Source organism: Sphingomonas sp. (assembly GCA_019635535.1).
Lineage (GTDB): Bacteria > Pseudomonadota > Alphaproteobacteria > Sphingomonadales > Sphingomonadaceae > Allosphingosinicella.
On record JAHBZH010000001.1, the window covers coordinates 2,517,302 to 2,533,934 of the forward strand.

At 67.8% G+C, this 16,633-nt stretch carries 11 protein-coding genes; 6 read left to right on the forward strand and 5 right to left on the reverse strand.

The annotated features are described in order from the left end of the window. Positions 1 to 3: 3 nt before the first annotated feature. From KF780_13000 to KF780_13015, 4 genes are all read right to left on the reverse strand, one after another. Complete coding sequence (locus tag KF780_13000) at positions 4 to 1,167, reverse strand: acyl-CoA dehydrogenase family protein (protein MBX3562716.1); 1,164 nt, start codon at positions 1,165 to 1,167, stop codon at positions 4 to 6. A 65-nt stretch (positions 1,168 to 1,232) separates the two neighbouring features. Further along, the gene (locus tag KF780_13005) at positions 1,233 to 2,681 is read right to left on the reverse strand and encodes an NAD(P)/FAD-dependent oxidoreductase (protein MBX3562717.1); all 1,449 of its coding nucleotides are present in this window, start codon (positions 2,679 to 2,681) and stop codon (positions 1,233 to 1,235) included. A 24-nt stretch (positions 2,682 to 2,705) separates the two neighbouring features. After that, on the reverse strand, positions 2,706 to 4,538 hold the full coding sequence (locus tag KF780_13010; GenBank protein MBX3562718.1) for a DUF885 family protein: 1,833 nt from the start codon (positions 4,536 to 4,538) through the stop codon (positions 2,706 to 2,708). 34 nt (positions 4,539 to 4,572) lie between these two features. Beyond that, positions 4,573 to 5,904 (reverse strand): amidohydrolase family protein, encoded by a 1,332-nt coding sequence (locus KF780_13015; protein ID MBX3562719.1) that lies wholly within the window; start codon positions 5,902 to 5,904, stop codon positions 4,573 to 4,575. Between the two features lie 257 nt (positions 5,905 to 6,161). Here KF780_13015 and KF780_13020 point away from each other — a divergent pair, with 257 nt between their 5' ends. The 5 genes from KF780_13020 (at position 6,162) to KF780_13040 (ending at position 13,192) form a co-directional block, all read left to right on the forward strand. Next, complete coding sequence (locus KF780_13020) at positions 6,162 to 8,564, forward strand: TonB-dependent receptor (protein MBX3562720.1); 2,403 nt, start codon at positions 6,162 to 6,164, stop codon at positions 8,562 to 8,564. 13 nt (positions 8,565 to 8,577) lie between these two features. Beyond that, entirely contained in the window at positions 8,578 to 9,825 is a 1,248-nt protein-coding gene (locus tag KF780_13025) for an FAD-dependent oxidoreductase (protein MBX3562721.1), read from the forward strand. Positions 9,826 to 10,093: 268 nt separating this feature from the next. Continuing rightward, positions 10,094 to 12,262: a S9 family peptidase gene (locus KF780_13030; protein MBX3562722.1), complete on the forward strand. Its 2,169-nt coding sequence runs from the start codon at positions 10,094 to 10,096 to the stop codon at positions 12,260 to 12,262. Further along, complete coding sequence (locus KF780_13035) at positions 12,259 to 12,663, forward strand: cupin domain-containing protein (protein MBX3562723.1); 405 nt, start codon at positions 12,259 to 12,261, stop codon at positions 12,661 to 12,663. Before KF780_13030 ends, KF780_13035 begins: the two co-directional genes overlap by 4 nt. A gap of 88 nt (positions 12,664 to 12,751) precedes the next feature. Further along, positions 12,752 to 13,192: a glycine zipper 2TM domain-containing protein gene (locus KF780_13040; GenBank protein MBX3562724.1), complete on the forward strand. Its 441-nt coding sequence runs from the start codon at positions 12,752 to 12,754 to the stop codon at positions 13,190 to 13,192. A gap of 33 nt (positions 13,193 to 13,225) precedes the next feature. Here KF780_13040 and KF780_13045 read toward each other — a convergent pair whose 3' ends face one another. Continuing rightward, entirely contained in the window at positions 13,226 to 14,887 is a 1,662-nt protein-coding gene (locus KF780_13045) for an alkaline phosphatase family protein (protein ID MBX3562725.1), read from the reverse strand. A 70-nt stretch (positions 14,888 to 14,957) separates the two neighbouring features. Between KF780_13045 and guaA the strand changes: the two genes are divergently transcribed. Then, positions 14,958 to 16,529, forward strand: coding sequence for a glutamine-hydrolyzing GMP synthase (gene guaA / locus KF780_13050; GenBank protein ID MBX3562726.1), 1,572 nt, complete (start codon positions 14,958 to 14,960; stop codon positions 16,527 to 16,529). Positions 16,530 to 16,633: the final 104 nt, after the last annotated feature.

A 16,633-nucleotide genomic window follows, 5' to 3' on the forward strand; every position in this document is an offset into this window, starting at 1 on the left:
CGATCAGGCTCCCGGCAAATCGAGAATGCGCTTCGCCACGATGCCGAGCTGGATTTCGCTCGTCCCACCCTCGATCGAATTGGCCTTGGTGCGCAGCCATTCGCGCGCGGACTTGCCCTGGCGGGACCGCTCGCTCTCCCATTCGAGCGCGTCCGCGCCGCCGGCGGCCATGATCAGCTCGTGCCGGGCCTTGTTCAGCTCCGTGCCGGCATATTTCATCATCGAGGGCTGGGCCGGATGCGCCTTGCCCGCCTTCAATTCGTCGATGAACTTCTCGCTCATCGCGCGGAAGGCGAGCGAATCCACGTCGAAGCGGGCCACGTCGGCGCGCAGCAGCGGATCGCCCGCCACCGCGTCCGCGAGCGCCTCTCCCAGCGTCCCCGAATGGCCGCCCAGCCCCATGCCGGAGATCATCTCGCGCTCATGGCCCAGCAGATATTTGGCGACGTCCCAGCCCTTGTTCAGCTCGCCGACGATCTGGTCCTTGGGCACGGTCACGTCGTCGAAGAAGGTCTCGCAGAAGGGCGAATAGCCGGAGATGAGCAGGATCGGCTTGGTCGATACGCCGGGACTGGCCATGTCGAACAGCAGGAAGCTGATGCCCTTATGCTTGGGCGCCTGGCTGTCGGTGCGGACCAGGCAGAAAATCCAGTCCGCCTTGTCGGCATAGGAAGTCCAGACCTTCTGGCCATTGACCAGCCAGTGGTCTCCCTTGTCCTCGCATTTGGTCTGGAGGCTGGCGAGGTCGCTCCCCGCGCCCGGCTCGGAATAGCCCTGGCACCAGCGGATTTCGCCGCGCGCGATTTGCGGCAAATAATGCTTCTTCTGTGTTTCGGTGCCGTATTTCAGCAAGGCCGGGCCGAGCATCGAGATACCGAAGCTGTAGAGCGGATTGCGCGCGCCGATCCGGGCCATTTCCTGGCGCAGGATCTTGGTTTCCTCGGGCGAGAGGCCGCCGCCGCCATAATCCTTGGGCCAGTCCGGCACGGTCCAGCCGCGCGCGGCCATCGCCTCAAGCCACTGCTTCTGCGCGGAGTTCTTGAAGACGGGGTTGCGCCCGCCCCAGCAGGCGTCGCTCTCGTCGCGCACCGGCTCGCGCATCTCCGCCGGGCAATTCGCCGCCAGCCAGGCGCGCGTCTCGCGGCGAAACGTCTCCAGATCGGCCATCCGATTCCTCTCCCTTACGTAAACGTAAGGGTGCCGCGACGGGGGAGCCGAGTCAACCGGCGGGATCAGCCCTTCCGGCGGAATTCCATCGCGGCGTCGGTGACCGTGCCCCAGCCGAGGGCGATCAGATCCTTCAGGTAATTCTGGTGCGTCCGCCATGGCGTCTCCGTGCCCTGCGTGGGCAGACTGCCGACGGCGCGGCGGACATAGCCGGAGGTGAAATCGAGTATCGGCGCGCGTTCAACCCCGCCCTCCGGCAGGCGCGGGACCGCAATGTCGAGGCCGCGCCGGTCCATATGCCTGAGCAGGCGGCAGACATAACGGGCGGTGAGATCGCTCTTCAGCGTCCAGGAGGCGTTGGTATAGCCGAAGGACAAGACCAGGTTCGGCACGTCGTTCAGCATCATGCCCTTGTAGCCCACCCGATCGGCGACATCGACCGGCGCGCCATCCACCGACAAGGCCATGCCGCCGAACAATTTCACCACCAGCCCGGTCGCGGTGACGACGATGTCGGCTTCCAGTTCGCGGCCGGAGGCGAGGCGGATGCCGTTCGGGGTGAAGGTCGCGATCGTATCGGTCGCCATCTCGACCTTGCCCGCCCGAATCGCGGCGAACAGATCGCCGTCCGGCACCAGGCAGACGCGCTGGTCCCAGGGATTGTAGACCGGCGCGAAATCGCGGGCGATGTCGTGGCCGGGCAGTTCGTCGGCGACCAGCTTGAGCAGCAGTGCGCGCACCCGCTCCGGCCTCGCGCGCGAACGCGAGAAGAAGAGAATGCCGAGCAGCACATTCTTCCAGCGCGCGATCGACGCGGCGATGCGGGCGGGCAATATCCGGCGCAGGCCGTGCGCGATGCCGTCGCGCGACGGGCGGGAGACGATGTAGGAGGGCGAGCGCTGCAGGATCGTGACCCGCGCCGCCGTTTCGGCCAGAGCGGGCGCGAGCGTCACCGCCGTCGCGCCGCTGCCGATCACGACGACCTTCTTCCCCGCCCAGTCCAGATCGTCCGGCCAGAATTGCGGATGGACGATGCGCCCGGCGAAATCGGCCTCGCCCGGCCAGTCCGGCCGGTAGCCTCGCGCATAATCGTAATAGCCGCTGCCGAGATAGAGGAAGGCGCAGGTGAATTCGCCCCGGCCCCGCGGCGTCTCGACTTCGACCGTCCAGCTTGCCTGTTTCGACGACCAGGATGCACGGACCGCGCGGTGGCCGAACAGGATATGCCGGTCGATTCCGCCCGCCCGCGCCGTTTCCTCCAGATAGGCGCGGATCGACGCCCCGTCGGCGATCGCCTTCTCGCCCGTCCAGGGCCGGAACGGGAAGCCGAGCGTATGCATGTCGGAATCCGAACGCACGCCGGGATAGCGGAACAGATCCCACGTGCCCCCGATCGCGTGGCGCGCCTCCAGGATCGCATAGCTCTTGGCCGGACAGCGCCGTTGCAGATGCCATGCGGCACCGATGCCCGAAATGCCGGCGCCGACGATCAGGACGTCGAGATGCTCGGCCATGGCGTCTGCCAGCCGATCGCCGGCCTAACCGACCCGCGCCGCCGTCCAGTCCGCGACGACGCGGGCGAGCACCTCCATCGGCATGTCGCCATAGCCCAGCACCTCGTCGTGGAACGACTTGATGTCGAAGCGCGCGCCGGTCGCCGCGCGGGCCTGCTCGCGCAGCCGGACGAATTCGGTATGGCCGAGCTTGTAGCTGCAGGCCTGGCCCGGCCAGACGATGTAGCGCTCGACCTCGCTGGTCGCGGAAATCTCGTCGAGCCCGACTTCCTCGCGGAAATAGCGGATCGCGCGCTCGCGGCTCCAGCCCATGGCGTGCATCCCGGTGTCCATGACGATCCGCGCGGCGCGGTAGAGGAAGCTCTGCAACCAGCCGATCCGCCCCTGCGGGAAATCGTCATAGACGCCGATCTCGGCGGCAAGCTGCTCGGCATAAAGGCCCCAGCCCTCGCCGAAGGCCGGAATGCCGATATTGCGGTGGAGCAGCGGGATGGCGTCGTTGCCCATCAATGTCGCGCCCTGCCAGAGGTGGCCCGGCGCGCTTTCGTGATAGGTGAGCGTCGGCAGCGCCCATTTCGGCCAGATGCGGGTATCGACCAGATTGATGTAGAAGGCGCCCGGCCGGCTGCCGTCGAGGCTGCCGCCCTGCGCATAGCCGCGCGGCGCGCCGACCTCGATCGCCGGCGGCACGCGGCGGATTTCCATGCCCGTGGTCGGGATGACGCCGAACCAGTCCGGCATGCGCGCGCGGATCGCCTCCATCTGCCGCTGCAGATCGGCGATCAGCTCGGCGCGGCCGGCATCGTTGTTGGGATAGAGCCAGCGATCCTGCCGCCCCAATTCGGTGAGCCGCGCGCCGACGCTGCCGCGCGTCAGCCCCTCGCGCCGGAGCAATGGATCGAGCTCGGCGGTAAGTTCCGCCATCTGCTGCAGTCCGATCCGGTGCGCTTCGGCCGGCGTCAAGCTCGTGCTGGTATGATAGCGCAGGCACAAGGCATAGAGCTCGGCGCCATTGGGCAGGCGATCGACCCCGGCATGGGTGCCGGCATCGCGCTGCATACCGGTGAGCAGGGCGATCTGCCGGTCGAGCGCGCGGGCGAGCGGCCCGTCGACGATCGCGGCGGCGCGCGCTGTCCAATCCCCGGCGATGCTCTTCTCACGCGCGCGGCGCGCGAGCGACTGGACCAGACCGGACGTCTCGCCGCCGTCACCGCGTAGCGCGCGCGTCTGGGTCAGCGCCTTGTCGAGAATGTAGGAGGGCGGGATGACGGCTCGCCCGGCATCGGCGCGGGCACGGTCCACCTCGAAGCCGACCCCGGCGGCGAAGGCTTCGAGCCGGGAAAGATAGGCCTCGCAATCCGCCGCGCTGTCGATGCCGTGCTGGCTGTCGAGGAAGTCCGGCACGATCTGATAGCCGCCGGACAATTGCGAGATCACATAGGGGATTGGGTAATTGTAGCCGCCGATGCCGCCATAAGGGATGGCCGCCGCCGCCTCCATCCTCTCGCCGAGCCAGAGCACGGTGTCGTACCAGGCTCGCTCTCGCGACGGCAGCACATCGCGGCCCACGGCGCGCAGGCGGGGCATGTGATCGAGCAGCGGCTGATAGACGCCCATCTTGCCGGCCGTCGAGAGATCGGACAGGCGGCTCTTCAGGAAGGCGCGTTCGCCGGTGTCGAGCCCGAGCCCGGTCGCCATTTCCGGAGACGCGCGCAGCATCCCTTCAAAAATGGAATCGTAAAGTGCGCGCGCCGAACCGGTGTCCGAGCGCGGGGCCATGCCGGCGCAGCCGGACAAGGCGAACGCGCCGGCGGCGGCGGAGCCCAGGAGGAATTGGCGGCGGTCCAGGTTCAGCATGTCGGCGTTCCTCTCGGGTCTCTTTTCGTTTGGGTCAGGGTTCCAGCCGGTGCACGCGCCCCCGCGTCATCACGAAGCGCATCTGCCGGAGCGCCCCGACATCGCTCAGCGGATCGCCGCGCACCGCGACGATGTCGGCGACCTTGCCCGGCTCGATCGTGCCGATCTCCGCCGACAGGCCGAGCAAGTCGGCGGCGTTGACCGTCGCCGCCTCGATCGCGGTCATCGGCGTCATGCCGTGCTGGACCATCAGCAGGAACTCGTCGGCGTTGCGGCCGTGCATCGAGACACCCGCATCGGTACCGAAGGCGATCCGCACGCCGGCGGGCACGGCGCGGCGCAGCGCCTGGCCGGTGATGCCGATCCGCCATTCGATCTTCTCGCGCACCTCGCCGACATAGGCGTCGGGATTGTTGCGCAGCCGCTCAAGATAGCCGTTCACGGTCGAGAGGGTCGGCACATAATAGGTCCGGCTGCCGCGCCACAGCCGCAGGATGTCGTCGTCGATCAAAGTGCCGTGCTCGATCGAGTCTACGCCCGCCCGCAGCGCCAGCGCGATGCCGTCGGCGCCATGGGCGTGGACGGCGACACGCTTGCCGTAGAGCCGCGCGGTCTCGACGATCGCGCGCACCTCGTCCTCGAACATCTGCGCGCCGAGGCCGAGGCCGATCCGGCTGTTGACGCCACCGGTGGTGGCGATCTTGATGACGTCGACGCCGCGTGCGACCTGACGGCGCACGGCACGGCGGCAATCGTCCGGCCCGTCGCAGGTGCTGCCAGACTGGCGCAGCACGTCGTGAAACTCCTCGCGCACGCCCAGAGTGGGATCCATATGGCCGGTGGTGGCCGAGATGCTGGTGCCGGCATCGACGATGCGCGGGCCCACCGCCCAGCCGCGCGCGATAGCGTCCCGCAGGCCGAGCGTGATGCCGTCGGACGAGCCGAGGTTCCGCACCGTCGTGAAGCCGGCATCGAGAGTCTTGCGCGCGTTCCACGCCGCCTCGTGCGCGCCGAGCGCGACGCTATCGGTGAAACCGGCAAGCTGGCCCTCGACGCCCGCCCGATCGGAATCGAGATGGACATGAGTGTCGATCAGACCGGGCAGCACGAAGCTGTCGGAGAGATCGATCACGCGGCCTCCCTCGCCTGCCGGTACGAAGCCGTCCTCGACCGAGGCGATCCTGCCGTCCCGCACCATGATGCTGACATTGCGGCGCGGCGCGCGGCCGGGCCGGTCGAGCAAGGTGCCGGCATGAATGACGACCGTTTCGCCCATGGCGCCGGATGCCGTGGCGGTTTGCGCACTCGATCCTGCAGCGCCGGAGATCAGCAGGAAAAGCAGCGATAAGGCAAAGGTCAGGCGCATCTGCAACGATCTCCTCTAACGGATCGACGCCGCGACGATAGCCGATCCGGCGACCTCGCCAATCCCCGAAAAATGCCGGCCGCGCCTGTCTCCGGGCCAGGCTGCCGCCCTGTGGCGTGGCAGCAACATAAGTTTAACAATCTCGACCCCCGTGTTTTCGCCACCTGTTCGCGTCAGCGTCGCTCCTGTACCTTACGTTCACGTAATGACGCCGACAGACCGGCGCATCGCGAAAAATAAAAGCAAGGGGGTATCCGATGCTTGTGACGACCAGGACTCTCCGCATCCCGGCAGCCTTCGCCGCCGTTTCGCTCATCGCCATCGCCGCGGCAACGCCGGCACAGGCCCAGGACGCGCCGGCGACGGCCAGCGACGACGAACAGACGATTGTCGTGACCGCGACGAAGCGCGAAACATCGCTGTTCGACGTTCCCTTCTCGGTGAACGCCCAGACGGAAGCGGACATCCAGCGCTCCGGCGCGACGACGATCGAAGATCTCTCGCGCAACGTCGCCGGCCTCAACATCCAGAATCTCGGGCCGGGCCAGAGCCAGGTCTCGGTGCGCGGCGTTTCGGCCGGCCAGGTCGTGCGCGACCAGCCGGGCGTGAAGGAGCAGGTCGGCGTCTATCTCGACGAATCCGTCATCTCGCTGTCGCTGTTCACGCCGGACCTCGACCTGTTCGATCTCAACCGCGTGGAAACGCTGCGCGGCCCGCAGGGCACCCTGTTCGGCTCCGGCTCGGTCGGCGGCACCATCCGCTACATCACCAACCAGCCGCGCATGGACGTCGTCGAAGCGATGGTCGAGGGCAATCTCAACCTCGTCGGCGGCGATGATTTCGGCGGCCACATCAAGGGCATGATCAACCTGCCGATCGCCGAGGGCGCGGCCGCCCGCGTGGTCGGCTATCATACCGAATATGGCGGCTTCGTCGATGCACTGCGCGAAGGCGGCGGCATCGACGAGAATGTCAACAACGGCCGTCGCACCGGCGGTCGACTCTCGATCACGATCGAGCCGACGCCCGACGTGCGCATCACGCCGCGTGTCGTGTACCAGGAAATCCGTGCCAACGGCTTCAACCGCAACGAGGTCTTCAATCTCTTCGCCAATCCGTTCACGACGACGCGGCCGGCGATTACGCTCGGCGAGCGCGAGCAATATCTGTTGCTGCGCGAAGGCTTCGCGGACGATACCTTGCTGGTCGATCTGACCGCTAGCTTCGACCTCGGCCCGGTCGAGCTGACCTCCGTTACCTCTTATATCAACCGCGACATCGTGGTCAGCCGCGATGCCAGCGCGCTGACGGGCAGCGTCTCGGTCGATCTGGGCTATCCGACGGCGGCGGTCCTGTTGCCTTCCAATCTGGTCGACACCACCGATCTCGAGACCTTCACCCAGGAAGTCCGGCTGAGCTCGACGGCCGCCGGCCCGTTCCGGTGGGTGATCGGCGCCTTCTATTCGAACACCGACCGTTTCTATCGCCAGCGCCTCCCGACCCCGGGCTATGATGCGTTCACGGACGCTGTGCTGGGTGCCGGCACGTCCGCGGCCGTCGCCAACGGGTTCGGGCGGGATTCGCCGTACAATTCCGATCTTCCCTACGACATCCGCCAGAAGGCGATCTTCGGCGAGGCGAGCTTCGATGTTTCGCCGCGCCTGACGATCACCGCCGGCGGCCGTTATTACGACTTCACGGAAAACCGGCGCTTCCTGTCGGGCGGCCTCTTCGCCAATGGCGACGACCGGACGGACGAAACCGCCTCCGACGGTTTCAGCCCGCGCCTGATCGCGAGCTACGATGTCGCCGACAATGTTCGCGTCAACGCCCAGGTCTCGAAGGGCTTCCGTCTCGGCGGTGTCAACGATCCGTTGAACCTGCCGCTGTGCACGCCGCAGGACGAGGCGATCTTCGGCGGCTTCCAGGACTATGACGACGAAAGCCTGTGGAACTACGAAGTCGGTGTGCGCGCCCAGCGTCGCGGGCTGAATTTCGCGATGGCGGGCTTCTATACCGACATCCGCAATCTCCAGGTGACGCTGGACGCCGGTTCCTGCTCCTCGCGCATCGTGTTCAACGTGCCGAGCGCGCACACGATGGGCATCGAGGCGGAGCTTTCCGCCACGTTGGCGCCGGGCCTCAGCGTCTCGATCAACGGCAGCATCCTCGAGTCCGAATTCGATTCGACGGTTGTCGATGGCACCGGCACGGTGATTGGTGGCATCCGCGAGGGCAATCGCCTGCCGAGCGTTCCCAACTTCCAGATTTCCGCGAGCACGAGCTACAGCTTCCCGGTCGCGGAGGGCGCGGAAGCCTATGTCGGGGCCTCGTTCCAGCATGTCGGCAGCCGCTACACGCAGCCGAGCGACCAGGAGAACAATCCGCGCAGCTTCGTGTCCGGCCTGCCCTTCGGCGGCGCGACCGGCAACAATGCGACGGTCGTGGACCTGCGCCTGCCCGCCTATAATTACGTCAATCTCAGCGCGGGCGTGGATTGGGACAACGGCCTGGGCCTGATGGTCTATGTCACCAACCTGTTCGACGAGACCGCCTTGCTCTCGTTCGACCGCGAACGCGGCGGGCGCGCCCGGCTCGGCTTCAACATCGGCCAGCCGCGCACGTTCGGCGTTACGTTGCGTAAGCGCTTCGGCGGCTGAGCCGGTGCCGGGGATGAGCCGCCGTTCCCTGCTCCTTGCCGGAGCGGGCGCGGCGGCCGCCGCGGCCTTGCCCGGATCGCGCACATCGGCGACCTCGCCGGCGCGCCGGCCCTGGGACGTCGTCGTGGTTGGCGCCGGCGTGTTCGGCGCCTGGACGGCCAGGAAGCTTCAGGACATGGGCCAGCGGGTGCAGCTGCTCGACGCCTGGGGCCCGGCCCATGCCCGCGCCTCTTCGGGCGGGGAATCCCGGATGACGCGCGGCGCCTATGGCGCGGACCGGGTCTATACCCGCATGGCGCGCGATTCGCTCGCCGACTGGCGCGCGCTGTCCGCGCGCGCCGGATTGCCGGTCTTCCACCAGACCGGCGTGCTGTTCTTTTTTCCCGAGGCCGATCCGTTCCTTGAGGAGACGATGCGCGTGCATCGCGACATGGGCCTGCCGACGCAATTGCTGGAGACGGCCGAACTGCAGCGCCGCTTTCCGCAGATCGCCTTCGACGGCATCGCCGCCGGCCTGTTCGAACCGGATTTCGGCGCGCTGATGGCTCGCCGCGCGGTGCAAACGCTGGTCGACGAATTCGTCCGGACCGGCGGCGATTATCGCCAGGTTCAGGTCCAGCCGCCCTCCGGCTCGGGCGAACGGCTGACGCATGTCGTCACGTCAGCCGGCGAACGGATCGCGGCCGGACGCTTCGTCTTCGCCTGCGGCCCCTGGCTCGGCCGCGTCTTTCCGGACCTGCTCGGCCCGCGCATCTTCCCGACCCGGCAGGAGGTGTTCTTCTTCGCGCCGCCGGCCGGCGACCGGCATTACCTGCCCGGCCAGCTTCCCGGCTGGGCGGATTTCAACGGGGGCGACATCTATTACGGCTTTCCCGATCTCGAAACGCGCGGCTTCAAGATCGCCCATGACGCGCATGGACCGCCGATCGATCCGGACAGCGGCGATCGCAATCCGTCGGCCGAGGCGCTGGCGAATGTGCGCGCCTATATGGCGCGGCGCTTCCCGGCGCTGGCCGAACGGCCGCTCAGCGAAGCGCGCGTCTGCCAATATGAGAACAGTTCGAACGGCGACCTGCTGATCGACCGGCATCCGGCCTTCGACAATGTCGTGCTGGTGGGCGCTGGCTCCGGCCACGGCTTCAAGCACGGTCCTGCCGTCGGCGACTATGCCGCCAACCTGTCGCTCGGCCGGCTGGCGGCGCCCGAACCGCGCTTCTCGCTCGCCGCCAAGGCGACGCGGGAGAACCGGACGGTGCACTGAGAGCCGCCCGGTTTGACCGGGGGTTGGAATGTAGGATTTCCTCTGTCACCCTTCGGTCGTGACCTGGGCTTCGTACCCTTTGCGCGGGATCGCCAAGTCGATCCGCCCCCTCCGTTCGCCGCGCGCGCAGGCCTTTCGGCAGGGGGCGTCCCTCCCCCACGTAGCGTCAGGTTCGTCAACTTCCGATGCCGGCCAGCGCCAAATTGACTTGCCACTGCGCCGTGTTACACCCCCGCTACACCATGATTCCAGCCGAGGTGACTCCTCCATGCGTCTTTCCGCCGCCCTCCTTGCCTTGCCTGTCGCCGCGCTTGCGATGAACGCCGCTCCCGCCGCGCAGGCGCCCGCCGCAGCGCCGATCGCCTATCCCGAAAGCGCACGCGGCGACACGGTCGAAACCCTGTTCGGCGAACGGATCGCCGATCCCTATCGCTGGCTCGAAAACGACGTGCGCGAGGACAATCGCGTGCGCGACTGGGTGACGGCGCAGAACCGGGTCACCGACGCCTATCTCGCCACCCTGCCCGGCCGCGCGCCCTTTCGCGCGCGGATGACGCAGATCTACGATTATGAGCGCTACGGCCTGCCCCGCCATGCCGGCGGCCGCTATTTCTATTCGCGCAACGACGGGCTGCAGAACCAGTCCGCCCTCTATGTCCGCGACGGGCTGACGGGCGAACCGCGCCTGCTGATCGATCCCAACACCTGGTCTCAGGACGGCGCCACCGCGCTCGCCGAATGGGAGCCGTCCGAGGACGGCCGCCATCTCGTCTATTCGATCCAGGACGGCGGCAGCGACTGGCGCGTGCTGCGCGTGCTCGACGTCGCCACCGGCCAGCCGCTCGCCGACGAGATACGCTGGGTGAAATTCTCCGGCTTCGACTGGGCGAAGGACGGCTCCGGCTTCTACTATTCGCGCTTCCCCGAGCCCGCCGCAGGCCAGGCATTCCAGTCGCTGAACGAGAATCAGGCGATCTATTTCCACCGGATCGGCACGCCGCAGAGCGAGGACCGGCTGGTCTTCTCCCAGCCCGATCGGCCCCGGCTGAGCAACACGGGCCGCGTCACCGACGACGGCCGCTGGCTGATCGTCTATTCCTCCGAAGGCACCGACGCACGCTACGAAATCACCCTGATCGATCTCGCCACGCCCGGCACCGAGCCGCAGCGGCTGATCACCGAACGCGAACATGACTGGACTTATCTCGGCAACCAGGGAACGCGCTTCATCTGGCAGACCAACAACGGCGCGGCGCGCCAGCGCATCGTTTCCATGGACATCGCCAATCCGGCGCAGCTCACCGAACTGGTGGCGGAGGACGAAGCGACGCTGACCGGCGCCTCGATCGTCGGGCAGCAACTCATCGCCCGTTATCTGGTCGATGCGAAGAGCGAGGTGCGGACCTTCGCGCTCGACGGGCGCCGTACCGGAACCCTCGCGCTCCCCGGCATCGGCAGCGCCGGCGGCTTTCGCGGCAGCCCGGAGCGCAGCGAGACCTTCTACGCCTTCTCCAGCTACAACCGCCCGCCGACCGTCTATCGCTACGACAGCGCGACCGGCGAGAGCAGCGTCTTCGCACAGCCCGAGCTCGCCTTCGATCCCGAGGCCTATGAGGTCCGCCAGGTCTTCTACACCTCGCGCGACGGCACGCGGGTGCCGATGTTCCTGATGAGCCGCCGCGATCTCGATCGCTCGCGGCCGCAGCCGACTTTGCTCTACGGCTATGGCGGCTTCAACATCTCCTCCACACCCGCCTTCCAGCCGCGCTGGCTGACCTGGGTGGACATGGGCGGCGTGCTCGCCGTCGCCAATATCCGGGGCGGCGGCGAATATGGCCAGGCGTGGCACGATGCCGGCCGGCGCGCGAACAAGCAGAACGTGTTCGACGATTTCATCGGCGCGGCCGAATATATGATCGCCGAGGGCATCACGACGAACCGCCAGCTCGCCGTCGAGGGCCGTTCGAACGGCGGCCTGCTCGTCGGCGCCGTGATCAACCAGCGGCCGGACCTGTTCGCCGCCGCGCTTCCCGGCGTCGGCGTGATGGACATGCTGCGCTTCGATCGCTGGACGGCGGGGCGCTACTGGGTGGACGATTACGGCTATCCGGATCGCGAGGCGGATTTCCGCGTCCTGCGCGCCTATTCGCCGCTTCACAACATCCGTTCGGGCGAAAACTATCCGGCCGTGCTGGTGACGACCGCCGACACCGACGACCGCGTCGTGCCGGGGCACAGCTTCAAATATATCGCCGCGCTCCAGGCCGCCGAGGCCGGGCCGCAGCCGCACCTGATCCGCATCGAGACGCGCGCCGGCCACGGCTCCGGCAAGCCGACCGACAAGCAGATCGAGGAATATGGCGACATGTACGCCTTCATCGCGCAGTTCACCGGGCTGCGCCTGCCGGCGACGGCCGCGCAGGGCGGCGACCAGTGAGCGACGCCCCCGCCCCGATCGTGCTCGGCCCCGGCGAGGGCCGGCATTATCCGCTCGGGGCGATGCGGGCCGTGTTCAAGGCGGACGAGGGCGAGACGAACGCGGCCTATTCGATCTCCGAATGGTGGCTGGAGCCGCGTACGTCCGGACCCGGCGCGCACAGCCACGAAGCCAATGACGACATGTTCTATGTCATCGAAGGCACGGCGCGCTTCCTGATCGGCGAGGAATGGATCGACGCGCCGAAGGGCAGCTTCGTGCGCGCGCCGGCCGGCACGATGCACGATTTCGCCAACGAGACGGACGCGCGCGTCGGTCTGCTCAACATCTACATTCCCGGCGGCTTCGAGCGCGACATGCCCGCCATCGTCGACTGGTTCGCCAAGCAAGGCGAGGGCTGATCCCGGCCGTTCATCCTTCGCTCATCCAATAATGGCAACATTGCGGCACGGGACGGCGTATCGCGTCCCTGCATGAGGGAGCCCGTACATGCTCAGGACATTGCTGCTCGGCGCCGCCGCGTCGATTACCGCTTTCGTCGCCCTGCCCGCGTCCGCCGAAGCGCAGGGCTATTATCGCGACGGCTATTATGGCCGGGGCTATGACGGCTATTATCGCGACGGCCCGCGTCGCTACCGGCCCGGCGACTATTATTATGGCGACCGCCGCTATCGCGGACGCGGCTATTCCGGCCGGCGCTATTCCGATCGCGGCTATTACCGGGGCGATCGCTATTATCGCAGCCGCTATCGCTGCGGCGACGGCACGACCGGCGCCATTGTGGGCGGCGTCGCCGGCGCGCTGATCGGGCGCGAGGTCGATCGCGGCAATCGCCGCTACGGACGCGGCCGCGACAGCGGCACGACCGGCGCGATCATCGGCGGCGCGATCGGCGCGCTGGCCGGACGCGAGATCGACCGGGGCTGCTGAATCCAGGGAGAGGCCGGGCGATCCGGCCCTTCCTCATTGCGGACAGGTGCTCGCCGGCCCCGCGTCCAGATCGAGGCAGCGTCCGTCGATCGATCCCGGCGCCACGGGCAGGCCGATCAGCGCCGCGAGCGTCGGCATGATGTCCACCGTCTCGATCGCCTGAGGCTGCTCGAACGGCGCCATGCCGCGCCGCCAGAACAGGATCGGCACCCGCCGGTCCTGATCCGTCCCGACGCTGTGGGTCGCGATGGAATCCAGGCTGGGCGTCGGGATCGGCGTCACATCGGGGCGCAGCATGATGTAGAAATCGCCGGACCGCTGCGGATGCCATGAAGCACGCACGCGCTGGAGCGGGGTCCACGCATCTGGCGGACCGGCCGGGGTCGTCGCGGCCGCGATCTCGGCCCGGGTGAAGACCGCCGCGATCTGCGGATGCGCGCGATAGGCCGCCACCGCCGCTTCCAGCACCCGCGCCCGGTCCGCTTCGGGCAGGCTCCGGTCGATATAGCGCTCGCCCGTGACGCCGGCGGCGAACAGCACCGGCCCGGCAAGGCCCAGTTGCTCGCCGATAACGCGGCCCATGTTACGGGCGCGCAGTCCCGCGTCCGCGCGCGCGCCATTGCCGCCTTGCATATTGGCGCGCTCGGGAATGTCCTGGCCACCATGATCGGCGGTCAGCATGACGACATAGTCGATGCCGGCCGCATCGAGCCGTTCGAAGAAGGCGCCCAGCATCGCGTCGAGCGCGAGGAGCTGGCCGCACATTTCCGGCCCCTGCGTGCCGAAGCGATGGCCGACATAATCGGTCGCGGCCAGGCTGATCGCCAGCAGATCGGTCGCCGGCCCTTCGCCCAGCGCCATATCGGCGCGCAGCCGCTCCGCCAGTTCCAGCGTGAAATGGTCGAGCTCGGGCGACGCGCGGAAGCGCAGGCGGTCCCCGCCCTCGCGCTCGAACCGTCCCTCGCCCACCGTCCCCGCCGGCGGCGGCAGCGTCACCGCCACCCGGCGCGCCTCGCAGACCGGCGCCATCGGCTGGGGCCCGCGCGGCACGGCATAGGCCGTGGCGACCTCCGCGTTGATCGCGGCGACGGCGGCGGGCGGGGCGGCCCCGGCCTCGCCGATGAAGGCCGTATTGTGCCACCACCAGCGCTCGCTGGGATCGTGGCCGCCCATCATCATCGCCGAACGGTCTTTGCCCGCCACCGCGACGACACGGGAGCGCGGATCGTGCCGGCGCATCAGGTCGCCAAGCGTGGGAACGAGCAGGTGGCGCGGCGAGGCGGTATAGGCGCTGGACGTGCTGCCCGGCACGCGCGTGTCCTCCGCGCAATAGACCTGCTTGTCGTCGCGCGCCATGCCGAGGTCGAACCAGTCATTGGCGATGATCCCGCTGCGGCTCGGCCGCGCGCCGGTCAGGATGGTGGCATGGCCGGCGCAGGTCGTGGTCGAGGCATGCGACTGATAGCCGGACGGGAAGACCGCGCCGCCACTCAGCCGCCCGAGGCCGCCGGTGAAATGCCGCCGATATTGCGCGAACAGATCGGCGGAGAACTGGTCCACCGAAATGGCCACGATCAGACGGGGCGGGGCAGAGGGAGGCTGGGCGGGCGCCATGGTTGCGGCGGCAAACACGAGCGCGGCGGCGGCGAGACGGACTTTCACATTCCACCTTTTCGGCTTGGTCGCGCCGTCCATGCCACGTCTTTGTGACGATTCCAAAACCCCTCGCTTTACAAAGCTTGCGAGGGTTGCCTATCGCCCGGCCATGACGATCCAGCCCAGCGACTCCATCCTCATCGTCGATTTCGGCAGCCAGGTGACCCAGCTCATCGCCCGGCGGGTGCGCGAGGCGGGGGTCTATAGCGAGATCGCCCCCTTCACCCAGGCGGAAGCCGCCTTCGCGCGGATCAAGCCGAAGGGCATTATCCTCTCCGGCTCTCCCGCCGGCGTGCCGGACGGAGGCAGCCCGCGCGCGCCGCAGGCGCTGTTCGAGGCCGGCATCCCGATCCTCGGCATCTGCTACGGCCAGCAGGTGATGACCCATCAGCTCGGCGGCGAGGTGCTGCCGGGGCACGAAACCGGCGAGGGCGGCGAGTTCGGCCGGGCCTTCCTCACCGTCACCGACGATTGCGTGCTGTTCGACGGACTCTGGAAGGTCGGCGAGCGTCATCAGGTGTGGATGAGCCACGGCGACAAGGTGACGCGCTTCGCGCCCGGCTTCCGGATCGTCGCGACATCGGACGGCGCGCCCTTCGCGCTGATCGCCGACGACGAACGCCGTTTCTACGGCACGCAGTTCCACCCGGAAGTCGTCCACACGCCGGACGGCGCCAGGCTGATCGCCAATTTCGTGCGTCACGTCTGCGGGCTGGCCGGCGACTGGACGATGGCCGAGTTCCGCGCGACCAAGATCGCCGACATCCGCGCCCAAGTCGGCGACGGACGCGTCATCTGCGGCCTGTCCGGCGGCGTCGATTCCGCCGTCGCCGCGGTGCTGATCCACGAGGCGATCGGGAGCCAGCTCACCTGCGTCTTCGTCGATCACGGCCTGATGCGCGCGAAGGAGGCCGAGCAGGTGGTCAGCCTGTTCCGCAACAGCTACAATATCCCGCTCGTCCATGTGGAGGCCGAGCAGCTCTTCCTTTCGGGCCTCACGGGAGTCGACGAGCCGGAAGCCAAACGCAAGTTCATCGGCAAGACCTTCATCGACATTTTCGAGGCGGAGGCGAAGAAGATCGGCGGCGCCGATTTCCTGGCGCAAGGCACGCTCTATCCCGACGTGATCGAGAGCGTCAGCTTCACCGGCGGGCCGAGCGTGACGATCAAGAGCCACCACAATGTCGGCGGCCTGCCCGAGCGGATGAACATGCGGCTCGTCGAGCCCTTGCGCGAGCTGTTCAAGGACGAGGTGCGCGAACTGGGTCGGGAGCTGGGTCTGCCCGACGCCTTCGTCGGCCGCCACCCCTTCCCCGGCCCCGGCCTCGCCATCCGCATTCCGGGCGAGGTGACGCGCGAGAAGTGCGACATCCTGCGCAAGGCCGACACCATCTATCTGGAGGAAATCCGCAATGCCGGCCTCTACGACGCGATCTGGCAGGCCTTCGCGGTGCTGCTCCCCGTCCGCACCGTCGGCGTGATGGGCGACTATCGCACCTACGACCATGCCTGCGCGCTGCGCGCCGTCACCTCGACCGACGGCATGACCGCCGACATCTACCCCTTCGACGCCGCCTTCCTCTCCCGCGTCGCCACGCGCATCGTCAACGAGGTGAAGGGCATCAACCGGGTGGTCTACGATTACACCTCGAAGCCGCCGGGGACGATCGAATGGGAGTAAGGTGTGAGACAACCCCGGCAATTATCGTGATCCTGCCTGGCCTGCTTTCCTGCTGACAACGCCCGCGATGCCTTAGACGATGTTGGGGCTTAATTGCTCGGAAG